This window comes from Methylosinus sp. Sm6, from assembly GCF_019802345.1.
Lineage (GTDB): Bacteria > Pseudomonadota > Alphaproteobacteria > Rhizobiales > Beijerinckiaceae > Methylosinus.
Genome location: NZ_JAINDZ010000003.1, coordinates 66,899 through 92,312 on the forward strand (window position 1 = coordinate 66,899; position 25,414 = coordinate 92,312).

At 67.2% G+C, this 25,414-nt stretch carries 26 protein-coding genes; 17 read left to right on the forward strand and 9 right to left on the reverse strand.

The window, feature by feature from the left end; genetic code table 11:
• Positions 1 to 148 precede the first annotated feature (148 nt).
• Positions 149 to 730 carry a GNAT family N-acetyltransferase gene (locus K3F48_RS03140; RefSeq protein WP_222573951.1) on the reverse strand — a complete coding sequence of 194 codons (582 nt, stop codon included), beginning with the start codon at positions 728 to 730 and terminating at the stop codon, positions 149 to 151.
• A 186-nt stretch (positions 731 to 916) separates the two neighbouring features.
• Here K3F48_RS03140 and coaD point away from each other — a divergent pair, with 186 nt between their 5' ends.
• The 7 genes from coaD to K3F48_RS03175 all read left to right on the forward strand — a co-directional run bounded on the left by coaD (position 917) and on the right by K3F48_RS03175 (position 6,689).
• A complete protein-coding gene (coaD, locus tag K3F48_RS03145; protein WP_222573952.1) occupies positions 917 to 1,411 on the forward strand; it encodes a pantetheine-phosphate adenylyltransferase in 495 nt (164 codons plus the stop codon).
• 18 nt (positions 1,412 to 1,429) lie between these two features.
• Positions 1,430 to 1,987 carry a peptidylprolyl isomerase gene (locus K3F48_RS03150; protein ID WP_222573953.1) on the forward strand — a complete coding sequence of 186 codons (558 nt, stop codon included), beginning with the start codon at positions 1,430 to 1,432 and terminating at the stop codon, positions 1,985 to 1,987.
• A gap of 81 nt (positions 1,988 to 2,068) precedes the next feature.
• Entirely contained in the window at positions 2,069 to 2,521 is a 453-nt protein-coding gene (locus tag K3F48_RS03155; protein WP_222573954.1) for a peptidylprolyl isomerase, read from the forward strand.
• A 67-nt stretch (positions 2,522 to 2,588) separates the two neighbouring features.
• A complete protein-coding gene (gene queA / locus K3F48_RS03160) occupies positions 2,589 to 3,632 on the forward strand; it encodes a tRNA preQ1(34) S-adenosylmethionine ribosyltransferase-isomerase QueA (protein ID WP_222573955.1) in 1,044 nt (347 codons plus the stop codon).
• Between the two features lie 29 nt (positions 3,633 to 3,661).
• Positions 3,662 to 4,009, forward strand: a complete 348-nt coding sequence (locus K3F48_RS03165; RefSeq protein ID WP_255608102.1) for a hypothetical protein — start codon at positions 3,662 to 3,664, stop codon at positions 4,007 to 4,009.
• On the forward strand, positions 4,006 to 5,148 hold the full coding sequence (tgt, locus tag K3F48_RS03170) for a tRNA guanosine(34) transglycosylase Tgt (RefSeq protein ID WP_222573956.1): 1,143 nt from the start codon (positions 4,006 to 4,008) through the stop codon (positions 5,146 to 5,148). The genes K3F48_RS03165 and tgt overlap by 4 nt, the downstream gene beginning before the upstream one ends.
• 341 nt (positions 5,149 to 5,489) lie before the next feature.
• Entirely contained in the window at positions 5,490 to 6,689 is a 1,200-nt protein-coding gene (locus K3F48_RS03175; protein ID WP_222573957.1) for a DNA methyltransferase, read from the forward strand.
• A gap of 6 nt (positions 6,690 to 6,695) precedes the next feature.
• Here the strand turns inward: K3F48_RS03175 and K3F48_RS03180 are convergent, their stop codons facing one another.
• Complete coding sequence (locus K3F48_RS03180; RefSeq protein ID WP_222573958.1) at positions 6,696 to 7,196, reverse strand: GNAT family N-acetyltransferase; 501 nt, start codon at positions 7,194 to 7,196, stop codon at positions 6,696 to 6,698.
• Positions 7,197 to 7,278: 82 nt separating this feature from the next.
• Here K3F48_RS03180 and K3F48_RS03185 point away from each other — a divergent pair, with 82 nt between their 5' ends.
• Positions 7,279 to 7,938 (forward strand): M15 family metallopeptidase, encoded by a 660-nt coding sequence (locus tag K3F48_RS03185; protein ID WP_222573959.1) that lies wholly within the window; start codon positions 7,279 to 7,281, stop codon positions 7,936 to 7,938.
• An 8-nt stretch (positions 7,939 to 7,946) separates the two neighbouring features.
• Here K3F48_RS03185 and K3F48_RS03190 read toward each other — a convergent pair whose 3' ends face one another.
• A complete protein-coding gene (locus tag K3F48_RS03190; protein WP_222573960.1) occupies positions 7,947 to 9,617 on the reverse strand; it encodes a cation:proton antiporter in 1,671 nt (556 codons plus the stop codon).
• Between the two features lie 273 nt (positions 9,618 to 9,890).
• On the opposite strand from K3F48_RS03190, the gene recG reads away from it, so the two are divergent.
• Positions 9,891 to 11,993: an ATP-dependent DNA helicase RecG gene (recG, locus tag K3F48_RS03195; protein ID WP_222573961.1), complete on the forward strand. Its 2,103-nt coding sequence runs from the start codon at positions 9,891 to 9,893 to the stop codon at positions 11,991 to 11,993.
• Positions 11,994 to 12,098: 105 nt separating this feature from the next.
• Positions 12,099 to 12,245: a hypothetical protein gene (locus K3F48_RS03200; RefSeq protein ID WP_222573962.1), complete on the forward strand. Its 147-nt coding sequence runs from the start codon at positions 12,099 to 12,101 to the stop codon at positions 12,243 to 12,245.
• Between the two features lie 3 nt (positions 12,246 to 12,248).
• Here the strand turns inward: K3F48_RS03200 and K3F48_RS03205 are convergent, their stop codons facing one another.
• Positions 12,249 to 12,959 (reverse strand): glutathione S-transferase N-terminal domain-containing protein, encoded by a 711-nt coding sequence (locus K3F48_RS03205; protein WP_222573963.1) that lies wholly within the window; start codon positions 12,957 to 12,959, stop codon positions 12,249 to 12,251.
• A gap of 78 nt (positions 12,960 to 13,037) precedes the next feature.
• Positions 13,038 to 14,144 (reverse strand): PAS domain S-box protein, encoded by a 1,107-nt coding sequence (locus K3F48_RS03210; protein WP_222573964.1) that lies wholly within the window; start codon positions 14,142 to 14,144, stop codon positions 13,038 to 13,040.
• A gap of 103 nt (positions 14,145 to 14,247) precedes the next feature.
• Between K3F48_RS03210 and K3F48_RS03215 the strand changes: the two genes are divergently transcribed.
• Positions 14,248 to 14,712 (forward strand): response regulator, encoded by a 465-nt coding sequence (locus tag K3F48_RS03215; RefSeq protein WP_222573965.1) that lies wholly within the window; start codon positions 14,248 to 14,250, stop codon positions 14,710 to 14,712.
• On the opposite strand, the gene K3F48_RS03220 is transcribed toward K3F48_RS03215, so the two are convergent.
• A complete protein-coding gene (locus tag K3F48_RS03220) occupies positions 14,706 to 15,032 on the reverse strand; it encodes a hypothetical protein (RefSeq protein WP_222573966.1) in 327 nt (108 codons plus the stop codon). The two genes, K3F48_RS03215 and K3F48_RS03220, sit on opposite strands and share 7 nt — an antisense overlap.
• A 182-nt stretch (positions 15,033 to 15,214) precedes the next feature.
• Between K3F48_RS03220 and K3F48_RS03225 the strand changes: the two genes are divergently transcribed.
• Entirely contained in the window at positions 15,215 to 15,502 is a 288-nt protein-coding gene (locus tag K3F48_RS03225; RefSeq protein ID WP_222573967.1) for a DUF1153 domain-containing protein, read from the forward strand.
• A gap of 6 nt (positions 15,503 to 15,508) precedes the next feature.
• Here K3F48_RS03225 and K3F48_RS03230 read toward each other — a convergent pair whose 3' ends face one another.
• Together K3F48_RS03230 and K3F48_RS03235 are read right to left on the reverse strand one after the other, a co-directional pair.
• Entirely contained in the window at positions 15,509 to 15,835 is a 327-nt protein-coding gene (locus tag K3F48_RS03230; RefSeq protein ID WP_222573968.1) for a polyhydroxyalkanoic acid system family protein, read from the reverse strand.
• Positions 15,836 to 15,851: 16 nt separating this feature from the next.
• Complete coding sequence (locus K3F48_RS03235; protein WP_222573969.1) at positions 15,852 to 16,421, reverse strand: DUF2478 domain-containing protein; 570 nt, start codon at positions 16,419 to 16,421, stop codon at positions 15,852 to 15,854.
• A gap of 176 nt (positions 16,422 to 16,597) precedes the next feature.
• On the opposite strand from K3F48_RS03235, the gene K3F48_RS03240 reads away from it, so the two are divergent.
• Together K3F48_RS03240 and K3F48_RS03245 are read left to right on the forward strand one after the other, a co-directional pair.
• Complete coding sequence (locus tag K3F48_RS03240) at positions 16,598 to 17,308, forward strand: VWA domain-containing protein (RefSeq protein WP_370631339.1); 711 nt, start codon at positions 16,598 to 16,600, stop codon at positions 17,306 to 17,308.
• Between the two features lie 13 nt (positions 17,309 to 17,321).
• Positions 17,322 to 18,038, forward strand: coding sequence for a DnaJ domain-containing protein (locus K3F48_RS03245; RefSeq protein ID WP_222573970.1), 717 nt, complete (start codon positions 17,322 to 17,324; stop codon positions 18,036 to 18,038).
• A gap of 57 nt (positions 18,039 to 18,095) precedes the next feature.
• On the opposite strand, the gene K3F48_RS03250 is transcribed toward K3F48_RS03245, so the two are convergent.
• Complete coding sequence (locus K3F48_RS03250) at positions 18,096 to 19,754, reverse strand: D-alanyl-D-alanine carboxypeptidase (RefSeq protein WP_255608108.1); 1,659 nt, start codon at positions 19,752 to 19,754, stop codon at positions 18,096 to 18,098.
• Positions 19,755 to 20,027: 273 nt separating this feature from the next.
• Here K3F48_RS03250 and K3F48_RS03255 point away from each other — a divergent pair, with 273 nt between their 5' ends.
• From K3F48_RS03255 to lipA, 3 genes are all read left to right on the forward strand, one after another.
• Complete coding sequence (locus K3F48_RS03255) at positions 20,028 to 20,369, forward strand: phasin family protein (protein ID WP_255608110.1); 342 nt, start codon at positions 20,028 to 20,030, stop codon at positions 20,367 to 20,369.
• A 192-nt stretch (positions 20,370 to 20,561) separates the two neighbouring features.
• The gene (gene dnaE, locus K3F48_RS03260) at positions 20,562 to 24,017 is read left to right on the forward strand and encodes a DNA polymerase III subunit alpha (RefSeq protein WP_222573972.1); all 3,456 of its coding nucleotides are present in this window, start codon (positions 20,562 to 20,564) and stop codon (positions 24,015 to 24,017) included.
• A 420-nt stretch (positions 24,018 to 24,437) separates the two neighbouring features.
• Positions 24,438 to 25,406: a lipoyl synthase gene (gene lipA / locus K3F48_RS03265; protein WP_222573973.1), complete on the forward strand. Its 969-nt coding sequence runs from the start codon at positions 24,438 to 24,440 to the stop codon at positions 25,404 to 25,406.
• Positions 25,407 to 25,414: the final 8 nt, after the last annotated feature.

Genomic DNA, 25,414 nt, shown 5'->3' on the forward strand with positions numbered 1-25,414 from the left:
GAGCCCGCGAAGCGGGCGTCTCGAAGGACGGCAACGGGGAGAAACCTTTGATTGCGCCCCGCGGCCGTCCTTCGAGACGCCGCCTGCGGCGGCTTCTCAGGGCGAGGGTCGGGGATCTTATCCTTCACCCGATTGCCCTGCCAATCGTTCAACGCTCGGCGCCATTCGCAGACCGAGACTGCGTCCATTGTGCTCTACTCAGGCGATAGAGGACATGCGGCCGCAGCGGATGTCCGACCGCAAGGTCTGGATGCTCGAAATCATCGTCGGCGCTGTAGCTCATCCCGAGCCGTTCCATCACGCGGCGCGAGCGCAGATTGTCCTGCGCCGTGAACGACACGACCTCCGATAGGCCGAGGACGCCGAACGCGTGATCGAGCGCCGCTATCGCCGCCTCTGTCGCATATCCCTGTCCCCAATATCGATGCGCGAGGCGCCAGCCGATCTCGACGCAGGGCGTGAAATGCGCGCCGAACGCCGGCTCGGCAAGTCCGACATAGCCCAGAAACGCCGCGACATGCGGGGCTTCGACCGCCCATAGGCCGAAGCCGATCGCATTCAGCTTCGCGCGAATGCGATCGGCCGATGCGTCGCTTTGCGCGCGGTCGAGCGCTCGAGGATAGAATTGCATGACACGGGGATCGGCGTTGAGCTCCGCGAATGGCTCGAGGTCCGAGTCGCGCCAGCCGCGAAGCATGAGCCGTTTCGTGAACAGGGTCGGCGCCGCCATTCGCGCGCTCCGTCGGGCGTTGCGACAATGTAACAAAACACTGTCATGTCTTGCGCCGCACGCGACGCGATCACGGTGCCGGCCCTCGTCCGACCCGGCTTCGCCGGGCCACCTTCTCCCGCCAGAGCGGGAGAAGGAGAGCGCACATAGGTTACCGATAACGAAAAATCGCCTATATCGGCCTCCATGAACCGCTCGGCTCTCTACACCGGCTCCTTCGATCCGCTCACGCTCGGCCATCTCGATGTGATCCGCGCCGGGGCGGCTCTCTGCGACCGGCTCGTCGTCGCCATCGGCGCGCATCCGGGCAAGACGCCGCTGCTCGCGCTCGACGAGCGCGTCGCGCTGATCCGGGAGGTGTGCGCCGGGCTCGAAGGGAGCTTCGAGGTCGTCTCCTTCGCCGGCCTCGCGGTGGAGGCCGCCCGCGAGCACGGCGCCGAGATCATCCTGCGTGGATTGCGCGACGGAGCCGATTTCGACTATGAAATGCAGATGGCGGGGATGAATCTCGCCATGGCGCCGGAGATCAGAACCATTTTTCTGCCCTCGTCTCCGGCCGTCCGGCACATCACCGCGACGCTCGTGCGACAGATCGCCTCGCTCGGAGGCGATGTCTCGCCCTTCGTCCCGCCGCAGGCGGCCGAGGCTCTGCGCCGCGCGCTCTCCGACCGCCGACCATAAAGCAAAAGGGAGGTTCCATTGCTCATCGATCGCCGCGCCTTCGCGCTCGCGGCCGCGCTCGTCGCCGCCGTCCCGACCTTCGGCCATGCCGCCGGAGCAGCCGAGCCGCATACGCTCTATCTCGACACCAAGGACGGCCGCATCGTCATCAAGCTGCGGGCCGACATCGCGCCGAAGCATGCGGCGCAGATCGAGGCGCTGGCCAAGCGCCATTTCTATGACGGGGTGGTGTTCCACCGCGTCATCGACGGCTTCATGGCCCAGACCGGCGATCCGACCGGCACCGGCATGGGCAAGTCGGACCTGCCCAACATCCCCGCCGAATTCTCCAAGGAGAAATTTTTGCGCGGCACTCTGGGCATGGCGCGCAGCCAGGACCCGAACTCGGCCAATTCGCAATTCTTCATCTGCCTCGCGCCGGCGCGCTATCTCGAGGAGCAATATACGGTGATCGGCGAGGTGACCTCCGGCATGGATGTCGTCGACAAGATCAAGAAGGGCGACAAGGCCGACAATGGCAAGGTCACGAACCCGGACAAGATCATCAAGCTGCGCCTCGCCGGCGACGAGAGCTGAGCCGAGACCGCGATCCGGGGAGCCGCCGGCCCCCGGATTGCTTTGCGGCGAGACAATCATCCGAACTGAACAGGAGCCGACATGAGCGACGCCGATACGTTGAAGCTCGAGACCACCAAGGGCGATGTGGTGATCAAGTTCCGCCCGGACCTTGCCCCGGGTCACGTGGCCCATATCAAGAAGCTCGTGTCGGAAGGCTTCTATGACGGAATCGTGTTCCACCGCGTCATCGAGGGCTTCATGGCGCAGACCGGCTGCCCGCACGGCACCGGCACGGGCGGCTCCAAATATCCGGACCTGAAGGCGGAGTTCAACGCCGCCCCGCATGTGCGCGGAACCTGCTCCATGGCGCGGGCTCAGCACCCCGATTCCGCCAATTCGCAATTCTTCATCTGCTTCGACGACGCCCGCTTCCTCGACAAGAAATACACGGTCTGGGGCGAGGTGATCTCCGGCATGGAGAATGTCGACAAGATCAAGCGCGGCGAGCCGGTGCAGGACCCCGACAAGATCGTCAAGGCGACGCTGGGCTGAACGGCTCGCACTCCTTCTCCCGCGTGCGGGAGAAGGAGTCGCGCACACCGATTCCTCTCAAAAAATCATGCGCGTCGATCTCTTCGATTTCGAGCTGCCCCAAGAGGCGATCGCGCTCAGACCCGTGAGCCCGCGCGATAGCGCGCGGCTGCTCGTCGTCCCGCCCGAGGGCGATTTTTCCGACCGGACTGTCCTCGATCTTCCGCGGCTGCTCGCGCCGGGCGACGCGCTCGTCGTCAATGACACGCGCGTCATTCACGCGCGGCTCTCGGGCTTTCGCACGCGCGGCGAGTCGCAGGCCTGTATCGAGGCGACCTTGATCGAGCGCGTCGGCGCGGACCGCTGGCGCGCGCTCGTGCGGCCGGCGAAAAAGTTGGCCGTCGGCGAGAGCGTGCGCTTCGACGACGCGCTCGAGGCGCGCGTCGTCGACAAGGGCGAGGCTGGCGAAATTCTTTTCGCCTTCCCACTCGCCGGCGCGGCGCTCGACGCCGCCATCGAGGCCTCGGGCGTGATGCCGCTGCCGCCCTATATTGCCGGCAAGCGCGCCGCCGACGCGCGCGACGAGGCGGATTATCAAACCCTGTTCGCCGCACGCGCCGGCGCCGTCGCCGCGCCCACGGCGGGCCTGCATTTCACTGCGCGCCTGCTCGACGCTCTGCGCGAGCGGGATGTCGCGCTGCATCGCGTGACATTGCATGTCGGCGCCGGCACATTTCTGCCGGTCAAGGCCGAGGACACCCAATCGCATAAGATGCATGCCGAATGGGGCGCGCTCGACGCCGCGACCGCCGAAGCGTTGAACGCGACTCGGGCGCGGGGCGGCCGCGTCGTCGCGGTCGGCACGACGGCGCTGCGGGTGCTGGAGAGCGCCGCGCGCGAGGACGGACTCTTGGAGCCTTTCGCCGCCGAGACGGCGATCTTCATCACGCCCGGCTATCGCTTCCGCGCCGTCGACGCGCTGCTCACCAATTTCCATCTGCCGCGCTCGACCTTGTTCATGCTGGTCTGCGCCTTCTCCGGGCTCGAGCGGATGCAATCGGCCTATGCCCATGCGCTTCGCTCCGGCTATCGCTTCTATTCCTATGGCGACGCCTGCCTGCTGCTGCGATGATGAATGACGCGCCATTCCAGGATGTGCGAATGCTCGCCTTGTGGCGCGACGATCGCACCGAATCGCCGCTGACCTTCGATCTGCGCATCGACGCCGCGAGCCGCCGCATCGTCTCGCATTGGGACAGCTTCGGCGCTTGCGATCTCGACGGCGGAAAATTCCGGCCTTTCGTGCTGCGGCGCGACGGCGCCATCGACTTCGGCGCTGGCGCGCGCGACAACTGGCGGACAGATGTGCGCCGAGCCGTGATGCGCGTCGGCGAGCGCTTCACCGTTCACTGGAACGAATGCGACTGCGGCCTCTATGAGATCGTCAAGGTCGCCACGCTCGGCGCCAAGAGCGAAATCGGCGAGAAGAGCGGAACGGGAGACGCATGAGCGAGCAATTTTCTTTTCGCCTCCTCGCGACGGACGGCGCCGCGCGGCGCGGCCTCGTCTCGACGCCGCGCGGAGAGATCCGCACGCCCGCCTTCATGCCGGTGGGAACGGCGGCGACAGTCAAGGCGATGTTTCCGCAGGACGTGCGCGCGACGGGCGCCGATATCGTGCTCGGCAATGTCTATCACCTGATGCTGCGCCCCGGCGCGGAGCGCGTCGCGGCGCTCGGCGGCCTGCATCGCTTCATGAATTGGCCGCATCCGATCCTCACCGATTCCGGCGGCTTCCAGGTGATGTCGCTGGCCAAGCTGCGCAAGCTCGACGAGCAGGGCGTCGCCTTTCAGTCTCATATCGACGGCTCGCGCCATCTGCTGACGCCCGAGCGCTCGATGGAGATTCAGCGCCTGCTCGATTCCGACATTCACATGCAGCTCGACGAATGCGTGCGACTGCCGTGCTCGGAGGCGGAGGCCGAGCGCGCCATGCGGCTGTCGCTGCGCTGGGCCGAGCGCTCGCGCGCCGCCTTCGGCGAGCAGAAGGGCAAGGCGATCTTCGGCATCGTGCAGGGCGCCGACTCGCCTGCGCTGCGCGTCGAGAGCGCGCAGGCGCTGGCGGCCATGGATTTCCACGGCCTCGCCATAGGCGGCCTCGCCGTCGGCGAGCCGCAGGAGGTGATGCTGGCGATGCTGGAGACGGTCATGCCGCATCTGCCCGAGGGCAAGCCGCGCTATCTGATGGGCGTCGGCACGCCGGACGACATCCTGCAATCCGTCGCCCGCGGCGTCGACATGTTCGACTGCGTGATGCCGACGCGCGCCGGCCGCCACGGCCTCGCCTATACGCGCTTCGGCCGCGTGAACCTGCGCAACGCCCGCCACGCCGATGATCCGGCGCCGCTGGACGCGGACTCCTCCTGCGAATCGGCGCGCGTCTATTCGCGCGCCTATCTGCATCATCTGATGAAGGCGGGAGAGATTCTCGGCATGATGCTGCTGACCGAAATCAATGTCGCCTATTATCAGGAGCTGATGGCCGGTCTGCGCCGCGCGATCGAGGAGGGGCGGCTCGCGGATTTCATCGGCGAGACCGAGGAAGGATGGGCGAGAGGAGAGACGACGGGGCTATCGGGCGAAGGATAAAACCCTACCCCTCGTCCTGAGGAGCCGCCGCAGGCGGCGTCTCGAAGGACGGCCGCGAGGCGAAATCAAAGGCGTCTCCCCATTGCCATCCTTCGAGACGCCCGCTTCGCGGGCTCCTCAGGATGAGGGTGATCGGGCTATAGTCCTTCACCCGATGACCCAGAGACGAGCGGATCGCTTTGCGGCGTCCCGATCGACAGGCTACCTGATAGGCGCTCCTTCTCCCATTCGTGGGAGAAGGTCCGCTGCTCGTGTCCATCTGTCGTGATGCGGCGACGGCGCTGAGGGCTGTAATCAATCGAATGAAGGTCCTTCGTATCGGCATCGCTTCTCTTGACGAGATGAAAGCCAGCGCGCTCGCGGGCTGCGCGCTCGAAGCGCAGCTTCTCGCCTTCGACGCCTTCGGCGCGCCGACGCGGCGAATGGAGGAGGAGGGCGTCGCCTATCTCGTCAACGAGTTCTGGACCTCGGCGCAGCGGCAGGCGCATTCGATCCACGAGATCAGCTATCGCGCCTGCTTCAAGCCCCAGCTGCCGGAGTTTTTCATCTCGCGGCTGACGACGCCCGGCGACGCTGTCTTCGATCCCTTCATGGGGCGCGGCACAACGCCGGTGCAGGCCGCTTTGCAGGGGCGGCGGCCGGTCGGCGCCGACGTCAATCCGCTCTCGATCCTGTTGACGCGCCCGCGCCTCGCGCCGCCCGGCCTCGACGCCATCGAGCGGCGCCTTTCGGAAATCCCCTGGGATAAAGGCGAGATCGAGCGCGAGGACCTGCTCGTCTTCTATCATCCTGACACGTTGCGGCGGCTCTGCGCGCTGCGCCGCCACCTGATCGAAGGCGCCGCTGGCGCCGCGCCTGATCCGATCGACGATTGGATTCGGATGGTCGCGATCAACCGCCTCACCGGACATTCGCCGGGGTTCTTCTCGGTCTATTCGCTGCCGCCGAACCAGGCGGTCTCGGTCGAGGCGCAGGCCAGGATCAACGAAAAGCGCCGGCAGACGCCGCCGCCGCGCGACGTCGCCGCGCTGATCCTGCGCAAATCGCGCGCGCTGCTCGCCGACGGCGCGCCGCCGCCGCATCCGCCCGCGCTGCTCGCGACCTCCGACGCCTGGCGCGCGCCTTTCCTTCGCGAGGGCGAGGTTCGGCTCGTCGTCACCTCGCCGCCTTTTCTCGATGTGGTTCATTATGCGAGCGACAATTGGCTGCGCAACTGGTTCGCCGGGGTCGACCCCGGCGGAATGCGCATCTCCAACCATCGCAGCGAGGCGGAATGGGAGCGCATGGCGCGCGCCTGCCTCGCGGAATTCGCCCGCATCGTCGCGCCGGGCGGCCATGTCGCCTTCGAGGTCGGCGAGGTGCGCGGCGGCAAGGTGCTGCTGGAGCGCCTCGTCTGGCGCGCGGCGGAGGGGCTGCCGTTCGAGCGGCTATTCGTGCTCGTGAACAGCCAGAATTTCACCAAGACCAGCAATTGCTGGGGCGTCGGCAACAACGCCAAGGGCACCAACACCAATCGCGTGGTGCTGCTGCGGCGGTTATAACCGCCTTCAGCCGACCAGCGCGAACGATGGGTGATAGTCGACCGAGCCGCGCGGCGTCTCCGGACCGAAGGACAGCCCCAGGAACAGCTCCGGCGGGCCGCCGGCGAAGCAGAGCCCGTCGAATTTTGCGAAGCCGAAGCGCCCGTAGAAGGCCGGCTCGCCGAAGACGACGCAGCCGGCGGCGCCCGCCGCGCGCAGCCTCGACAGGGCGGCCTCGATCAAGGCCGAGCCGACGCCCTGGCGCTGGCGAGCGGGCAGGACGGCGAGCGGGCCGAGCCCGAACCAGCCGAGCGCGGCGCCGTCGATCGTGACCGGCGAGACCGCGACATGACCGAGAATCTCGCCCGCTTCCTCGGCGACGAGCGACAGCGTGAGCGCGCCGGCCCCGCGTAGCGCGTCGACGAGATCGCCCTCCTTTTGGTTGCTGTAGGGCATGTGCGCGAAAGCGGCGTCCACGACGCCGTGGATGGCCCGATGATCGTCGGGCGTTTCATCGCGAATGAGCATGGGCGAGCGCCTTTGATCCGTTCTGGCTTCGGGGCTAAGACTGCGGCTCCGGCGAGCCGCCGTCAACAGGGGACCGCGTCGCATGACCTCCAAATCCACCCGCGACATCGTCGCCGCCGCGAGCGCCTGCGTCGCCTGTTCGGCCGCCGCCGCCACGCTTCCGCCCGGCTTCGTGCGGCTCGCCGATATAGCGCCGCAAATCCTGCAGGACATGCGCTATGCGGGGACGGATAATTTCACCGGCCGTCCCGTGCCCGGCTACAAGGCGCCGCAATGCTGGCTGCGCGAGGACGCTGCGCAGGCGCTCGTCGCCGCGCAAGCGGAGGCGAGGACGAAGGGCTTCGAGCTGATCGTCTATGACTGCTACCGTCCGCGTCGCGCCGTCGCTGCCTTCATCGATTGGGCCGAGAGCCCGGACGAGCGCATGAAGGCGCAATATTATCCTCACGAGAACAAGCGCGATCTGTTCGCGCGCGGCTATATCGCCGAGAAATCCACCCATTCGACCGGCCTCGCCGTGGACCTCGGCGTTCTCGGCTGGGACTTCGGCACGCCTTTCGATTATTTCGACGAGCGTTCCTGGACCGCGAGCCAGGATGTGAGCGAAGCGGCGCGCGCGCATCGTCGCACGCTCGAGGCGCTGATGCGCCGCCACGGCTTTGAAAATCTGCCGACCGAATGGTGGCATTACGCTTTCCGCGGCGCCGCCGGCGCGCCGAGCTTCGACGTCGAGATCGAATAGGCGCTTTTTCACGCCTTCTTGTCGAAGCGTTCGTGCAGATAGTTCAGTATGCCGAGCGCGAGCTCTCTCTCCGGCATGAACACGCGGCCGATCTTCTCGCCCTCGAGCAGTTCCGCCTCCGCCTCGTCGCGGGCGCGCAGCGCGACCCGCAGCAGCGGATTGGCGCGACGGGCGGCGTCGATCATCTTCCGCAGATCGCAGCTGTCGGGCGTCGCGGCGACGATCAGCTCGCTCGCCTGCGCGATATGCGCCTGGACCAGCGACGCGGGCTCGGAGGCGTCGCCGCACACCGCCGGAATGTCGCGCGCGCGCAGCGCCTCGACCAGCTCGCGGTTCTGCTCGATGACGACGAAGGGGACGCCCCATTCCAGCAGAGCCTCGCCGATGCGGCCGCCGACGCGGCCGTAGCCGACCAGCACGATCTGTCCCTCGAGGCGCGCATCATCGATGCTCGCGGGCAGCTCGGCGAGCGGATCGGCGCGCAGAGCGCGCGCCCCGAGCCGGGCGCGCAGCGGCTCGATCGCCTCGAAGAGGAGAGAATTGAGCGCGATGGAGACGAGCGCGCCGGCGAGGACGAGATTGCGCCCCTCCGGCGAGAGCAGGCCGAGAGAGACGCCGAGTCCGGCGAGGATGAAGGAGAATTCGCCGATCTGCGCGAGGCTCGCGCCGACCGTCAGCGCCGTGTTCAGAGGATAGCGGAAGAGCAGGGTGAGGCCGATCGCGGCGATCGTCTTGCCGATCATCACGATGCCGAGCACGCCGAGCACGCGGAACGGCTCGTCGATGAAGGCGCGGGGATCGAAAGCCATCCCCACCGAGACGAAGAACAGCACCGAGAAGGCGTCGCGCAGCGGCAGCGTTTGATCGGCGGCGCGGTGGCTGAACTCCGATTCGCGCATCATCATGCCGGCGAAGAAGGCGCCGAGCGCGAAGGAGACATCGAACAGCTTGGCCGAGGCGTAGGCGACGCCGATCGCCGTGGCGACGACGCAGAGCGTGAACAATTCGCGCGATTGCGAGCCCGCCACCCAGAACAGCAGCCGCGGGAACAGGCGCCGCCCGATCACCAGCATCAGCACGAGAAAGGCGACGACCTTGGCGAGGGTCATGCCGATCACCGGCCAGAGATCGACCTCGGCGCCATTTGTCGCGCCGAGCATCTCCGCGAACACCGGCAGCAGCACGAGCAGCAGCACGGTGGCGAGATCCTCGACGACCAGCCAGCCGACGGCGATGCGGCCGTCGATCGTCTCCAGCTCGCCGCGCTCCTCGAGCGCGCGCAGCAGCACGACCGTCGAGGCGCAGGAGAGCGAGAGGCCGAGCACCAGAGCCGAGCCGAAGCTCCAGCCCCAGGCGGTGGCGAGGCCGACGCCGAGCGCCGTCGCAATGGCCATCTGCGCCAGCGCGCCGGGGGCGGCGACGCGGCGGACGGACAAGAGATCGTCGAGCGAGAGATGCAGGCCGACGCCGAACATCAGAAGTATGATTCCGATCTCGGCGAGCTGGTCGGCGAGGGCGACATCGGCCACGAAGCCGGGCGTCGCCGGGCCGAGCATCATGCCGGCGATCAGATAGCCGACGAGCGGCGACAGCCGCAGCCGGGACGCCGCCAGGCCCATGACGAGCGCGAGGCCGAGAGCGGCGGCGATGGTGGTCAGCAGGTCGACGCCGTGAGTCACTTGTCCTCCTCGGTTGCGGGCCGCCTTAGTGGCGTGATTCAGCCGATTTGACAGGGCTGAAAGAGCGAGCCTGAAGGCTCGCGGTCCAGGGCCGCGCTTGGACCGCGAGCCTTCAGGCTCGCTCTCGAGAGCATTCGGTTTTGATGACGCAGGCCACCAGCAGGTCGCGCGCCACAGGATGGATAGAGGAAAGGCGCCGCCGAAGCGACCCTCGACTGGGCGGCGGTCACGCGAGGCATGACAAACCGCCTGCGATAGAGGAAAAGGCGCGTCATGCGCCCCTCCATTCTCGATCCGCTGTTCGGCCGCGCCGCCGCCCTGCCGGGGATCGGCCCGAAGACCGCCAAGCTGTTCGACCGGCTGCTCGCCACGCCGGGCAAGGAGACGCGCCTCGTCGATATTCTCTTCCATCTGCCGATCAATCTACTCGACCGCAGCCTGCGCCCGACCATCGCCGAGGCGCCCTATGACCAGATCGTCGTGCTGAAGGTGCGCGTCGCCGAGCATCGCAAGCCGCAGGGCCGCTACGCCAAGGCGCCGTATAAGGTGCTGGTCGAGGACGACACCGGCGATTGCCAGCTGATCTTCTTCCTCGCCAACGCCGATTGGATCGAGCGCAGCCTGCCCATCGGCGCGACGCGCTGGGTGTCGGGCAAGCTCGAGCTCTATGACGGGCGCCGGCAGATCGTGCATCCCGACCGCGTGCTCGACGAGGCGGGGATCGCCAAGTTGCCGCCGGCCGAAGCGGTCCATGGCCTCACCGAGGGGCTGCAGGAGCGCTTCGTGCAGCGCGCCGTCGAGGGGGCGCTGGAACGGCTGCCGCAGCTGCCGGAATGGCAGGACCCGTCGGTGCTCGCGGCCAATAAGCTCCCCGATTTCCGCGCCGCGCTGCTGGAGGCGCATCATCCGAAATCGCGCGCCGACGTCGAGCCCATGAGCAAGGCGCGCCAACGCCTCGCGCTCGACGAGCTGCTGTCGCAGCAGCTGGCGCTGCGTCTCCTGCGCGCGAAAATGAAGCGTCTACCGGGTCGCGAGAACGCCGGCGACGGTCGTTTTTCTCGGGCGATCGAGGCGGCGCTTCCCTATGCCCTGACCGGCGCGCAAAAGCGCGCGCTCGACGAAATCCGCGCCGATCTCGGCTCGCCGCGGCGCATGCTGCGCCTGCTGCAAGGCGACGTCGGCTCGGGCAAGACGATCGTGGCTCTGCTCGCCATGGCCAGCGTCGTCGAATGCGGACGGCAGGCGGCGCTGATGGCGCCGACGGAGATTTTGGCGCGCCAGCACTACGACCGCCTGCTGCCGCTGGCCGAGGGCGCCGGCCTGCGCCTGGCGCTGCTCACCGGCCGCGCCAAGCCGTCGGAACGCGCGCGGCTGCACGAGACGATCGCGCGCGGCGAGGTCGATGTCGTCGTCGGCACGCATTCGCTGGCGCAGAATGATCTCGCCTTCGCCGATCTCGGCCTCGCCGTCATCGACGAGCAGCACCGTTTCGGCGTGCAGCAGCGCCTCGCGCTCGGCGCCAAGGGCGAGGCGGCGGATGTTCTGGTGATGACCGCGACGCCCATTCCGCGCTCGCTGGCGCTCACCTATTTCGGCGACATGGACAGCTCCGTCCTCGACGAGAAGCCGCCCGGCCGCTCGGCCGTCGACACGCGCGCGCTGCCGGTCTCGCGCATCGGCGATGTGGTGGAGGGCGTGCGGCGGGCGCTCGCCTCGGGCGCGCGCGTCTATTGGGTGTGCCCGCTGGTCGAGGAGAACGAGGAGCTGGACCTCGCCGCCGCACAGGACCGCCACGACGATCTCACCCGCATCTTCGGCGCCATCGTCGGCCTCGTTCACGGCCGCATGAAGGGCGCCGAGCGCGACGCCGCCATGGAGGCGTTCAAGGACGGCGCGACGCGCATCCTCGTCGCCACCACGGTGATCGAGGTCGGCGTCGACGTGCCCGAGGCGACGGTGATGGTGATCGAGCACGCCGAGCGCTTCGGCCTCGCGCAATTGCATCAGCTGCGCGGGCGCGTCGGGCGCGGCTCCGGCAAATCCTCCTGCCTGCTGCTCTACAAGGGTCCGCTCGGCGAGACGGCCAAGGCGCGCCTCGTCACGCTGCGCCAGACCGAGGACGGCTTCCGCATCGCCGAGGAAGATTTGCGCCTGCGCGGGGAGGGGGAAATCCTCGGCTCGCGCCAATCGGGCCTGCCGGGCTTTCGCCTCGCCGATATTTCGGCCCATGCGCGGCTGCTCGCCATCGCCCGCGACGACGCCGAGCTGATCCTGCGACGCGACCCGGAGCTGGCGAGCCCGCGCGGCGAGGCGCTGCGCATCCTGCTCTATCTGTTCGAGCGCGACGAAGCGGTCAGGCTGCTGCGCGCCGGATGAGCGGGCCTTTATCCGCGCCGCGGTTGGGCGTAGTCTCACGCGCCGTGTTGCGGCAAAGAAGAACAATGAAAATAGCGCGGCGAAGCGCTCGGAGAGGAGGAAGTGGTGTCGACGATTCAGACGATCTGGGGTTATCTGACCTGGTCCGACAAGGCGATGATCGGCGCAAATCTCATCGTGGCCTGCATCTTCTTCGTGTCCTGGCGGCGCAAGAAGCGCCGCCTCGCCGCCGCGGCGAAGAATGGCGAGTGACGTTCACTCGCCGCGCCGCAAGCTCGCCGCGGTCTGGCCGAACAGGATTTTGCGCTCCGCCTCGGTGAAGCCCGAGGCCGAAGGCCGGCGATAGGCCTCACCCTCCGCATAGGCGCGCGCGACGGCCGGCCGCGCGTAAATGGCGTCGAACCAGCGCTTCAGATCGGGAAAATCCTCGAGCTTCTGCCCTTGCTGCTCGAACGGAACGATCCAGGGAAAAGCGGCCATGTCGGCGATCGAATAATCGTCGGCGAGGAAGTCGCGGCCCTGGAGCCGACGGTCCAGCACGCCATAGAGCCGGTTGGTCTCATTGACGTAGCGGTCGATCGCGTAAGGGATCTTCTCGGGGGCGTAATTGCGGAAATGATGGGTCTGCCCGGCCATCGGCCCCAGGCCGCCGACCTGCCAGAACAGCCATTCGAGCGTGGCGATGCGCCCGCGCGGGTCCTTCGGCAGGAAGCAGCCGGTCTTTTCGGCGAGATAGACGAGGATCGCCCCGGATTCGAACACGGAAAGCGGCGCGCCGCCGTCGGCGGGTGCATGGTCGACGATCGCTGGCATCCGGTTGTTGGGCGAGATGGCGAGAAATTCGGGCCGGAACTGCTCGCCCTTGCCGATATCGACCGGGACGATGCGATAGTCGAGCCCGGCTTCCTCGAGAAAAATCGTGATCTTGTGGCCGTTGGGGGTAGGCCAGTAGTGCAGGTCGATCATGGGGACCTCGTCGGTTGGAAGCGAATAGCGAATAGCGAATAGTGAGTAGTGAGCATTACTCGTTCTATTTGCTATTCGCTACTCGCTCAGAGGAATAGTCACATAGAACGTCGATCCCACCCCCGGCTGCGACGCGACCGACAGCTTCCACCCGTGCCGCTCGGCGATGGATTTGCAGATCGCGAGGCCGATTCCGGTGCCGGGGTAGCGGCCCCGCGGGTGCAGGCGCTTGAACGGCTCGAAGACGATGTGCTCATATTTGCTCTCGAAGCCGATGCCATTGTCGGAAAAGCCGAGCACGATGAGGCCCGGCTCCTGTGACCTTGTGTAGATGCGCACGTGCGGCGGCTCGTCTTCCTTGCGATATTTGAGCGCGTTGGACACGATGCTCTGCGTCAGCCGCACGAATTGCGAGCGATCCGCCTCGAAGGCCGCATGCGGCGCCTCGACCGTGACGGTCGCGCGCGCCTCGGCGATCGACTCGGAGAGATCGTCGAGCGCGCGCTCGATTTCCTCGCGGAGATCGAGCCTCTGCAGATTTTGCACATCGTTGATCGCGCGCGAATAGGTGAGCAGATCGTCGATGAGCTCGCGCGCCCGCAGCGCCGAGCTGCGCATGACCCTGTTGGCGTAGCTCATGTCGGTCTCGTTGGACGCGGCGATCGCATGCTCGAGTATATCGGAAAAGGCGGCGATCTTGCGCAAGGGCTCCTGCAGGTCGTGCGAGGCCACATAAGCGAATTGCGCGAGGCGCTCATTGGCGCGCTCGAGCTCCGCCGCGCGCTGCGACAGCGCGCTTTCGGCCGCGCGCCGCGCGGTAATGTCGAGCACCGTCGCCAGCACCACGAGGCCGCTCTCCGTGTCGATCGGCGTCAAGCCGATCTCGACCGGGAATTCGCTGCCGTCGCGGCGCGCCGCCTTCAGATCCCGGCCGACGCCCATCGGGCGCTTGCTCGGCGCCGAGAGAAAGCTGTGACGCAGCGATGCATGCGCGGCGCGCATGTGCGCAGGCGCGAGAATATCGATGGACTTTCCAATCAGTTCGCCGCTACCATAGCCGAACATTCGCTCGGTCTCGGCGTTGACGAACACGATCACACCGCCGGCGTCGCTGACGATCATCGCCGCCGGCGCCGATTCCACCGCGAGGCGAAACTGATCGTCGCCTATGCTGTCGAAACTCATCCTCGCACCCCTTGCCGCGCGGACCCTTCGCGCTCGATAACGGCCCGAGGGCGTTCGTTTTTCTTCGCGAAGGGACGAGCACGCCTAGGAGATGGTGATTGCGATGCCCCCTGTCGAGACGAAGGAACGCGCTTGTCGGGTTTTGATCATCGAGGACGACCAGGATGACGTGTTCCTGTTCAAGCGCGCGCTGGACTCGGCGCGCTCCATTCTCGATCGCGAAATCGAATGCGAGCAGGTGGACAATGGCCTCGACGCGATCTTCCTGGTCTCGCGCGAGGAGATCACGGACAAGCTTCCGGATGTGCTGGTGCTCGATCTCAACATGCCGCGGCTCGACGGCGTCAAATTTCTGAAGTCGCTGCGCCGCTCGCTGCTGCTCAAGGATCTTCCGGTCTTTGTGCTGACGACCTCGACCGCGCCCGCGATCCACGAGGAGGCGATGCGCGCCGGCGCGGACAAGGTGTTCGTCAAGCCCAATGACGCCGAGGCGCTGCTCGCCATCGCGCTGGAGATCGTCGGCGCGGCGATCGCGCGCATGTCGCGCGGATCGGCCGCGGCTCAGTAATACCAGAGACCATTGTGCAGCCCGCGCGGCGAGGGCGCCGGGGCCTCCTGCGGCGGCTGGCCATAGTTCCACTCGCCGAGCGAATAAGCGTCGTCGATCGCGCGGCCGGGCGGGCCATAGCCGGGAAGGTAGTCGGCGCCGTGATAGCGGCGTCGCTCTCTGTGACGGCGTCGCTCCGGCATGGGCGGAGCGCGGTCCTGCGGCTCTGAATAGCCGGGGCTGGCCGGCGCGCCGCCGGCGCCGAGCTCGTCATTCGCAGCGGCTGAAGAGGCGGCGAAAATCGCCGTCAGCGTCGCGGCGATCAGCGTGTGCTTCATCATGAGCGGGGCCTTTCCTGTGCGTCGACGATCATCCTAGCCGATCGCGCGGCAGCCGGGGCGCGGCGGTGAAGTCGTAGTTAAGCGTTTGTCCTCGCTTAATCCTTTGTTCACCTTTGACGAAAATGATCCCGAGCCGACAGGGCTCCGCGATGTCATGCGGAGCGAAGGCGCGGATGGGCGGCATGACGACGTTTCCTCCGGCCGGCGCCGAAGACGCCGGCACACGGGATTTTGCGATTTCGGCAGCGACGCTGCCCTCGCCGTCGACGCGGTGGGTGATCCGCCGCAAGGCGGAGGTGGTGCAGGCGGTGCGCGATGGCCGCTTGTCGCTGGAGGAGGCCTGCCGGCGCTATGCGCTGACGGTCGACGAATTCGACGCCTGGCGCGGATTCATCGATCGGCACGGCCTGCCCGGGCTGCGCGCGACGCGCGTGCAGCACTATCGTCGGCGCGACGCCGCCCGCGGATAGAAGCGCTCAGCTCTTCGGCTTGTGCTCGATGCGCAGCGCGCTCTCCGCGCTCGCAGCCAAAATCGACTGAACGCGCCCGCCGAGCGCCGCGATGATCCAGGGCAGGAACACCTCTATGCGCAGCTGGTTCGTCTGCACGTCGATGCGCGCCGTCGTCGTCTGGCCGAAGGCGACGAGCTTCAGATCGGCCCGATCGCCGATCCACACGATTTCGGAATGGGCGATCTTCTCGACATAGGCCGTGCGCAGCTGCTCTATGCCCTCCGCCACCCGCTTGCGGGCGACCTCGACGCCGAGCTGGTGCGACACGGTCACGACGACGGATTTCTGCATAGCTTTCTCCGGGCTGTCAGATCGGCGCGTTGGTCCCATACGACGGGATCGCGCCGAGGCGCCGCCACCAATTTTCCAGCGCGGCATCGCTGGGCTCGACGAATTGCGCGAGCGGTCCGGCGAACTCGCGCCACTCGTCGAGATAATGAGGAGAGACTGCGGTGACGACCGGGACCTTGGCGGCGATGGCGGCGCGGAAGGCGTCGGCGAAGCCGCCGCGCGCGGCCTCCTGCTTGCTGAACTTGCTGATGACCGCGAGGTCGAGCCCGCCGGCGGCGGCGCGCTCGATGGCGGCGCAGGCCTGCGCCAGCTCGCCCGAATCGAGATTGCAGGCGACGGAGCCCGGCCCGAGATCCTGAGAGATCGCGGCGAGCGCGCCATTGCCGACGTCGCGCAGAGCGATGCGGCTGCGTCCGGTGGCGGGGTCGACGATCCGCGTCTGAGTCACGCCGGCGACGCGCGCGCCTTGCTCTCCGAGCCGGCGCGCGAAATGCGCCATCAGAGATTGAATGTCGGCGCTCGGCTCGCCGGGCAGGGCGGCGATGCGGGTCGCGGCGACGGGAAGAGGGGAAGCGTGATCGGTCATCGCTGTGGTCCGGCGGCGCCGCAGGGGCGCGATTTTTCGGTTCCTGGGGAAGTGGTTCTTGTCTATCCTCCCCGGTCGGGCGCCGCGGAAGAGGTCTCGGCGAGGCTCGCGCCTCTTGTCATTCCGCGGGTTCGCCCGATCTGATATAGACATTCAGAGACGCGACGTGAACTTCCGTGAACGATGACCTGGGCAAGGCGACGCTTCCGCGCTCCGCAGGATCGGAGGCGGTGGATGCGTTCATAGAGACCGCCCGGCGCGTCGCCGTCGGCGCGTCGGACGAACGCGGCCGGCTGATCTTCGCGCTCGACGCCACCATGAGCCGCCAGCCGACCTGGAATCTGGCGCAGTCGATTCAGGGCCGCATGTTCGAGACGGCGGCGGCGCTCGGCGGCCTTTCCGTGCAGCTCGTTTTCTTCCGCGGCTTCGGCGAGTGTCGCGCGTCCCATTTCGTCGACGGCGGGCAGGGGCTCGCCGCTCTGATGTCGAAGATTTCCTGTCGAGGCGGGCAGACTCAGATTGCAAAAGTACTCCAACATGCGCTGGACGAGGCCGCGGCGCATCGCGTCGGCGCGCTCGTCTTCGTCGGCGACGCGATGGAGGAGAACGCCGACCGATTGTGCGTCCTCGCCGGGCGGCTCGGCCTCGTCGGCGTGAAGGCCTTCATGTTTCACGAGGGCGGCGACGCCGCCGCGGGCGCGGGCTTTCGCGAGATCGCGCGGCTGACCGGCGGCGCCTATGCCGCCTTCGACGCAACGGCGCCTCGCCGCCTCGCCGAGCTTTTGTCCGCCGCCGCCGCTTATGCCGCCGGCGGCCGGCCCGCGCTGGAGCGCCGGGCCGGCGCTGGGGAAGAGGCGGCTCGGCTCCTGTTGGCGCAGATGGGGTGAGGAGCGCGCTTCGATGCCCATTCTGATCGGTTTTCTCGCATTGGTCGTCACTCTCTACGCCCTGCGCGCCTTTAGCCGCGCCTCGCCGGCGACGCTGGCTCGGCTCGTCAAGCAGGCGGGCGGCGCCGGGGCGATCGCGCTCGGCCTGTTCTTCATCCTGCGCGGGCGCATCGACGCGGGTCTGTTCCTGATCTTTGTCGGCGCCTGGATCATCGGCGCGGTGACGCGCGGCGTGAAGCGCTTCGGAACCAAGGGTCCCGGCGTCTCGCGCGTTCGCTCGGCGATGATCGAAATGGAGCTCGATCACGCGAGCGGCGCCGTCCGTGGCGTGATCCTGGCCGGCAAGGACGAGGGCAAGCGCCTCGACGCGCTGACCAAGTCGGCGCTGATGGAGCTCTATCGCACCTGCCGCAGCGTCGACCCGGACGGCGCGCGGCTCCTAGAGGTGTATTTCGACCGCCGGTTTGCCGGATGGCGTCAGACAGGAGACGGTCGAAGCGACCCTGGGGGCGCGGATGCGCGCGGCGTCGGACCAAACCGTCGCAGCGGCACGATTTCGGAAGATGAGGCCTATGAAATTCTGGGCCTGAAGAAAGGAGCGGCGCGCCAGGACATCGCGCGGGCGCATCGAGATTTGATGAAGAAGCTTCATCCGGACCATGGCGGGACGACCGATCTCGCGGCCCGGGTCAACGAAGCCAAGGAAGTCCTCATGCGTCGTCATCATTGAACTCGGCTCTCGTTTCACGCGTTACGCTTCAAACGGAAAATGGCTCGGGTCTGAAGATCAGTTCTTGGTCGCGAAACAGGAAAATCCAGAGCGCTTGAGCGTCTTGCAGGCGCTTTCGGCGCTTTTCTCCTCGAGCCCGGCGAAGCGGGCCCGCCACAGGATCTCCTTTCCTTTGTGAACCTTCTCGGTGAAGGGCCTCGCCGTCGACGGCACGCCTTTGGCGCGCGCCCGTGACAGCAGCGCCTGCGCCTTGTCGGCGTCGTCGGTCGCGCCGATCTGGATCATCCAGCCGCCGTGTGGCGGCCGTCCCGTCTCCGCCTTCTGGATCTCGCCGGCGTCGGCGTTGCGCGCAGACGACGAGACCTCCTTCTCCGCTGCGCGGGGCGCCGCGGGCGGGGTGGTCGCGGCGTTCGCCTCGCGAATGCGGCCCGGCCGCGTATTGGTGGAGCCGTCCGTCGCCGCCTGCGCGCGCTCGCGGTCCCGGCGCCCCGGGCGCGATCCCGCGGCCTCGGCCGCGTCTTCGGCGCGCTTTTGTCCGCCGGGCACGAAGGCCGGACGGATTTTCTCGGCCTTGTCCGGCGTCGGGACCGACGCGGGCGGCGGAGAGGGCGCCAGCGCCAGCGGAGCCACGACATTGACGCGGGCGGGCGGCGCCGCCGCTGCGGCATGCGCCGGAGCGGCGGCGGCCGGAGCCTCGTCCTCCTCCTCGGCCGCATCATTGGTCGTCGTCGGCGCGGCGGGCTCGTTCTCGGTGATGGCGCGCGCCGTGCGTGTGGAATCGCCTTCGCCGATGTGCTCGGAAATGAGGCCCGCCATAATGCGGTCGCGCGCCGGCCCCGAGGTCCCGCCCAGCACCACGGCGACGATATGCCGGCCGCCGCGGCGCACGGAGCTCAGCAGGTTGAAGCCCGAGGCGCGCGTGTAGCCGGTCTTGATGCCGTCGACGCCCTCGATCTGCCCGAGCAGGCGATTGTGGTTGCGGTGCGACTGCCCGCGATAGGTGAAGCTATAGGTCGAGAAGTAGCGGTAGTAGCGCGGGAACCGGTCCTGGATCGCCCGGCCCAGCACGGCGAGGTCGCGTGCGGTCGTGACCTGCTCGTCATTGGGCAGGCCCGAGGCGTTGGCGTAATGCGTGCGGCTCATGCCCAGCGCATGCGCCTTGCGCGTCATCTGATCGGCGAATGCGTCCTCGTCGCCGGCGATGTTCTCGGCGATGGCGACGGCGATGTCATTGGCCGATTTGGTGACAACGGCCTTGATGGCGTTCTCGACGTCGATCGTCTGGCCCGGGGGGAGGCCGAGCTTGGTCGGCGCCTGGGCCGCCGCATGGGCGGAGATCACGAGCGGCGAGTCGAGCCGCAGCCGCCCTTTTTCGAGCTGCTCGAACAGAAGATAGAGAGTCATCACCTTGGTGATGGACGCCGGATGGCGCAGATCGCTCTCGTTCCTGCCATAGAGCGTGCGGCCGGTGTTGGCGTCGACGACGATCGCCGCAAAGGCCGGACCGCCGCCGCCGCGCCGCGCCGCATGGACGAGATGCGCCCCGCCTCGGTGATGCGTCGCATGACGCAAGGCCGACCCATGGCCGCGCCCATGATGCCGGCGCGCTTCCGCTGGAAGAGAGAAGACGGCGATCAGCAGCGCCGACACGGCGGCGACGTGAAATGCGGCCCATTTGCGTTGCATGAGCCGGCTGGCGACATTGCCGTTCGTCATAGATCGGCCATTCGTCATTTGATCGCGATCCCGATTTTTGCCACGGTCTCGGCCACGCCCGCCCCGCGTTGCCGAAAAGACACATGATTACAATGCTAGGAATGTGAGGTTACCCCCGAGTTAAGGCGAAATGATTTCCCTCTCGTGGTTTTGCAGCGCAACATACGTATTGACTTCGATTGTGCATCGCATATAAAGTCGTGGCGTCGAATGAGAGCGTGCGGAGCGTTGGCCATGGGGCGGCGCCGCACGCCCGACACGAGGACGACACCGATGGTTGCCACATTCGAAACCGTTCAGCAGCTGGGCAAAGAGCAGTTCGAGGCGGTGTCCGCGGCCGCCGCCGCCGTCACCAAGGGCTGGCAGACGATCGCCGCGGAGGCTACCGACTATTCGAAAAAGTCCTTTGAGAAGAGCCGCCTGCTGGCGGAGAAGCTGATCGGCGTCAAGAAGATCGACGAGGCTATCCAGCTGCAGTCGGATTTCGCAAAGGGCGCCTATGAGGATTTCATCGCCGAGGCGACGAAGATCGGCGAGCTCTATTCCAGCCTCGCCAAGGAAGCGTTCAAGCCCGTCGAGACGGCCGCGTCCAAGGTCTACACCTCGGCCGAATAAGCCGGCCGGCGACGCGACGCGTCCTCGAAGCGTTCCGATCGTCGCCGAGCAGGCCAGTTCTGCTCGGCGTGGTCATTTTCCGGTCGGCAGCCGAAGCCTGTGCGTAAGCGGCGCGCTCCGCCGCTCTGCGATTGCCAATCCCTCCGCCGCGGCGCGATATGAATAGCGTCGAACAGGAGGGAGCGGCCGAGAATGAGCGCGCGCGAGGACGTCGGCTTCGTTCATCTGCATGTGCATACGGCCTTCTCGCTGCGTGAAGGCGCGCTGACGATCACCCGCCTGGTCGCGCTCGCCGAGCAGGACCGGATGCCGGCGCTGGCGATCACCGACGCCAATAATCTGTTCGGCGCGCTCGAATTTTCGCAAAAGGCGGCCAAAGCCGGGCTCCAGCCCATTCCGGCCATTCAGCTCACCGTCGATTTCGGCGACGGCGCGCAGGGCGCCGCCGACGGACGCGGCAATCTCGTGCTCATCGCCAAATCGGAGGCCGGCTACGCCAATCTGATGCGGCTCGCGACGCGCGCCTATCTCGGTCCGGAGCTCGGCGAGGCGCCGCATGTGACGATGCAGCAGCTCATGGCCGACAGCGGCGAGCTGGTCGCGCTCACCGGCGGCCCGGAGGGCGGGATCGACTGCCTGCTGGCGCGCGGCCGGCCCGAGCAGGCGCGCGCCCGGCTCGAGGCGCTGGAGCCGCTGTTCGAGGGACGGCTCTATGTGGAGCTGCAGCGCCATGGGCTCGATCAGGAGCGCCGGGTCGAGCCGCAGCTGCTCGATCTCGCCTATCGCCGCGGCCTCCCGCTGGTCGCGACCAACGAGCCCTTCTTCGCCGCGGCCGCGGATTTCGAGGCTCATGACGCGCTGCTCTGCATCGCGGAAGGGACGGTCACCAGCGTCGCCGAGCGGCGGCGGCTGTCGCCTCAGCATTATTTCAAGACACGCAAGGAGATGCTCGCGCTCTTCGCCGATCTGCCCGAGGCGACGGCGTCGACCGTGGAGATCGCGCGGCGCGTCGCCGTGCGGCCGGTGAAGCGCAAGCCGGTCATGCCGCGCTTCATGCGCGACGATCAGGCGGGCGGCGAATCGCTCGAGGACATGGAGGCGCGCGAATTGCGGCGCCAGGCGAAGGAGGGGCTCGACGCGCGCCTCGCGGCCAATCCGCCGGCGCCGGGACAGACGCGCGAAGCTTACGAGGCGCGGCTCGCCTTCGAGCTCGACACGATCGAGAAGATGCGTTTTCCGGGCTACTTCCTGATCGTCTCGGACTTCATCAAATACGCGAAGTCGAAGGGCATTCCGGTGGGGCCGGGTCGCGGCTCGGGCGCCGGGTCCCTGGTCGCCTACGCGCTCACCATCACCGATCTCGATCCGCTCCGCTTCGGGCTCTTCTTCGAGCGCTTCCTCAATCCGGAGCGCATGTCGATGCCGGATTTCGACATCGACTTCTGCCAGACCCGGCGCGGCGAGGTGATCGACTATGTCCGCGACCGCTATGGCGCGGAGCGCGTCGCGCAGATCATCACCTTCGGCTCCTTCCTCGCGCGCGGCGTGCTGCGCAGCGTCGGCCGCGTGTTGGAAATGCCGCTCGGACAGGTCGACAAGCTCGCCAAGCTCGTGCCGCAGAATCCGGCGAAGCCGGTGACGCTCGCCGAGGCCGTCGCCGGCGAGCAGAAGCTGCGCGAGGCCATCGCCGAGGACGAGAAGGTCGCGCGCCTGTTCAAGATCGCCGGCGCGCTGGAAGGGCTCTACTCCAACGCCTCCACCCATGCGGCCGGCGTCGTCATCGCCGACCGGCCGCTCGAGCAGCTCGCGCCGCTCTATCGCGACCCCAAATCCGACATGCCGGCCACCCAGTTCAACATGAAATGGGCGGAGGAGGCGGGCCTCATCAAATTCGACTTCCTCGGCCTGAAGACGCTGACCGTGCTCGCCACCGCCGTCGATCTCGTGCGGCGGCGCGATGCGGATTTCGATCTCGCGACCATTCCGCTCGAGGATGCGCAGACCTATGAAATGCTCGGGCGCGGCGAGACCGTGGGCGTGTTCCAGCTGGAAAGCGCCGGCATGCGCAAGGCGCTCGTCGACATGCGCGCCGATCATTTCGAGGACATCATCGCTCTCGTCGCGCTCTACCGGCCGGGTCCGATGGCCAACATCCCGACCTATTGCGCGGTGAAGCTCGGCGACGAGGAGCCCGATTACATTCACCCCAAGATCGAGCACATCTTAAAGGAGACTTTCGGCGTCATCATCTACCAGGAGCAGGTGATGCAGATCGCGCAGGTGCTGTCCGGCTATTCGCTGGGCGAGGCCGACCTGCTGCGCCGCGCCATGGGCAAGAAGATCAAGTCCGAGATGGACGCGCAGCGCGAGCGCTTCGTCAGCGGCGCGGTGGAGCGGGGACTGGAGCCGGCCAAAGCGAGCGAGATTTTCGACCTGCTGGCGAAATTCGCCGATTACGGCTTCAACAAGAGCCATGCGGCGGCCTATGCGCTGATCGCCTATCAGACCGCCTGGTTCAAGGCGCATTACCCGGTCGAGTTCCTCGCCGCCTCGATGACGCTCGACAAGGGCAACACCGACAAGCTCGCCGAATTCCGCAATGAGGCGCGCCGGCTCGGCATTGTCGTGGAGCCGCCCTCCATCCGCCGCTCGGGCGTCGATTTCGACGTGGCGCCGGGAGCCGATGGCAAGCTCGCGATCCGCTATGCGCTCTCGGCGGTCAAAGGCGTCGGCGAGGGGCAGGCGGAGTCCATCGTGCGCGCGCGCGGCGACGAGCCATTCCGCAACCTCTCGGATTTCGCGCGGCGGATCAATCCGCGCGAGGTCAATAAGAAGGTGCTGGAAAACCTCGCCTGCTGCGGCGCCTTCGACGAGATGGAGAGCGACCGCGCCCGCGTGGTCGGAGCGACCGAGACGATTCTCGCCGCCGCCAATCGCAGCGCCGAGGATCGGCTGCTCGGCCAGAACGCGCTGTTCGGCGGCGGACCGGCCGAGGACATGGTCCTGCCCAAGGCCGAGCCCTGGACGGCCTCGGAGACGCTGAAGCGGGAATTCGAGGCGGCCGGCTTCTTCCTAACCGGCCATCCGCTCGACGCTTTCGCCGGCGTGCTGGCGAAGCGGCGCCTCTCGCGCTGGACCGAGTTCACCGCCGCGGTGAAGCGCGGCGCGACGGCGGCGCGGCTCGCCGCCGTGGTGCTCGACCGCGCCGAGCGGCGCACGAAGTCCGGCTCCAAGATGGGCATCGTCCAGCTCTCGGACGACAGCGGACAATATGAGGCGATTCTGTTCCAGGAGGGCCTCAGCCAATATCGCGACCTTCTCGAGAAGGGCGCGACCGTGATGGTGACATTGAGCGCGACGGTCGAGGGCGAGGATGTGCGCGCCCGCATCACCGCCGTCGAGCCGCTCGCAGCCGCCGTGGCCAAGACGCAAAAGGGACTGCGCATCTTCCTGCGCGACGCCTCGCCGCTGGACCGGATCAAGTCGCGCCTCACCGCGCGCGGCGAGGGCGAGGTGTCGCTCGTCGTATCCCTGGAGCGCGGGGCCAGCGAGGTCGAGATAAAGCTGCCGGGCGGCTATTCGGTGCCTCCGGACATCGCCGGCGCGCTGATGACGATCCCCGGCGTGACCGCTGTGGAGCATGTTTGAGGAGTTGAGGCAGAGCTTCAGATAGTCAGTGCAAATATATGAAAGACAATAATAAGTTTGTTGAGGTTGATGTATCGCATGAAGGCTGGAGGGTAATCGTACAACCCCATCACCCTCGTCCTGAGGAGCCCGCGCAGCGGGCGTCTCGAAGGACGGCAATGGGAAGAAGCCTTTGATTTCGCCCTGCGGCCGTCCTTCGAGACGCCGCCTGCGGCGGCTCCTCAGGACGAGGGTTGGGGATTTTATCCTTCACCCGATTGCCTTTGGCGTTCGGCCATACGCTCTTCTCGTGAGAGCGGATCGCGCTTATCTTCGTGGAAATCGAAAGTGCGAGCCTGAAGGCTCGCGGTCCAAAGCGCGTCCCCTGGACCGCGAGCCTTCAGGCTCGCACTTCCGACCCATCGCGCGGAACCTGTCTTCATGACCGTCCTCCTCGACCTGCTGAACGACGATCCGCGCAAGCCCGCGCGCCATCCGGAAAAAGCGCATCGGCCCGACACGCCCGTCCTGCGCAAGCCGGAATGGATCCGCGTCAAGGCGCCGGGCTCGGCCGCCTTCCGCGCGACCGACACGATCCTCTCGGAGCAGGGGCTGTCGACCGTCTGCCGCGAGGCCGCCTGTCCCAATATCGGCGAGTGCTGGGAGCAGCGCCACGCGACCTTCCTCGTGATGGGCTCGATCTGCACGCGCGCCTGCGCCTTCTGCAATGTCGCGACCGGACTGCCGGCTCCGCTCGACGCCTCCGAGCCCGAGCGCGTCGCCGAGGCGACGGCGCGGCTCGGACTTTCCCATGTCGTCGTCACCTCGGTCGACCGCGACGATCTCGACGACGGCGGCGCCGCCCATATCGCCGCGACGATCCGCGCCATTCGCGCCGCCTGCGCCACGACGACGATCGAGGCGCTGACCCCGGATTTCCTGCGCAAGCCCGGCGCGCTCGAACAAATCGTCGAAGCGCGGCCGGACGTGTTCAACCATAATCTCGAGACCGTCCCGTCGCTCTATGTGACGGTGCGGCCGGGCGCCCGCTATTTTCACTCGCTGCGCCTGCTGCAGCGGGCAAAGGAGCTCGATCCGACGATCTTCACCAAATCCGGGCTGATGGTCGGGCTCGGAGAGCAGCGCAACGAGATCCTGCAGGTGATGGACGATCTGCGCGTCGCGGAGGTCGATTTTCTGACCATCGGCCAATATCTGCAGCCGACCCGCAAGCATCACGCAGTGGCGCGCTTCGTCGCGCCCGAGGAATTCGCCTCCTATCGAACCATCGCCTTCGCCAAGGGCTTCGCAATGGTCGCATCCTCTCCGCTGACGCGCTCGTCGCATCATGCGGGCGAGGATTTCGAGCGGCTGAAGACGGCGCGCGGGGCGCCGGCGAGCCGCAGTTGAACGAGACG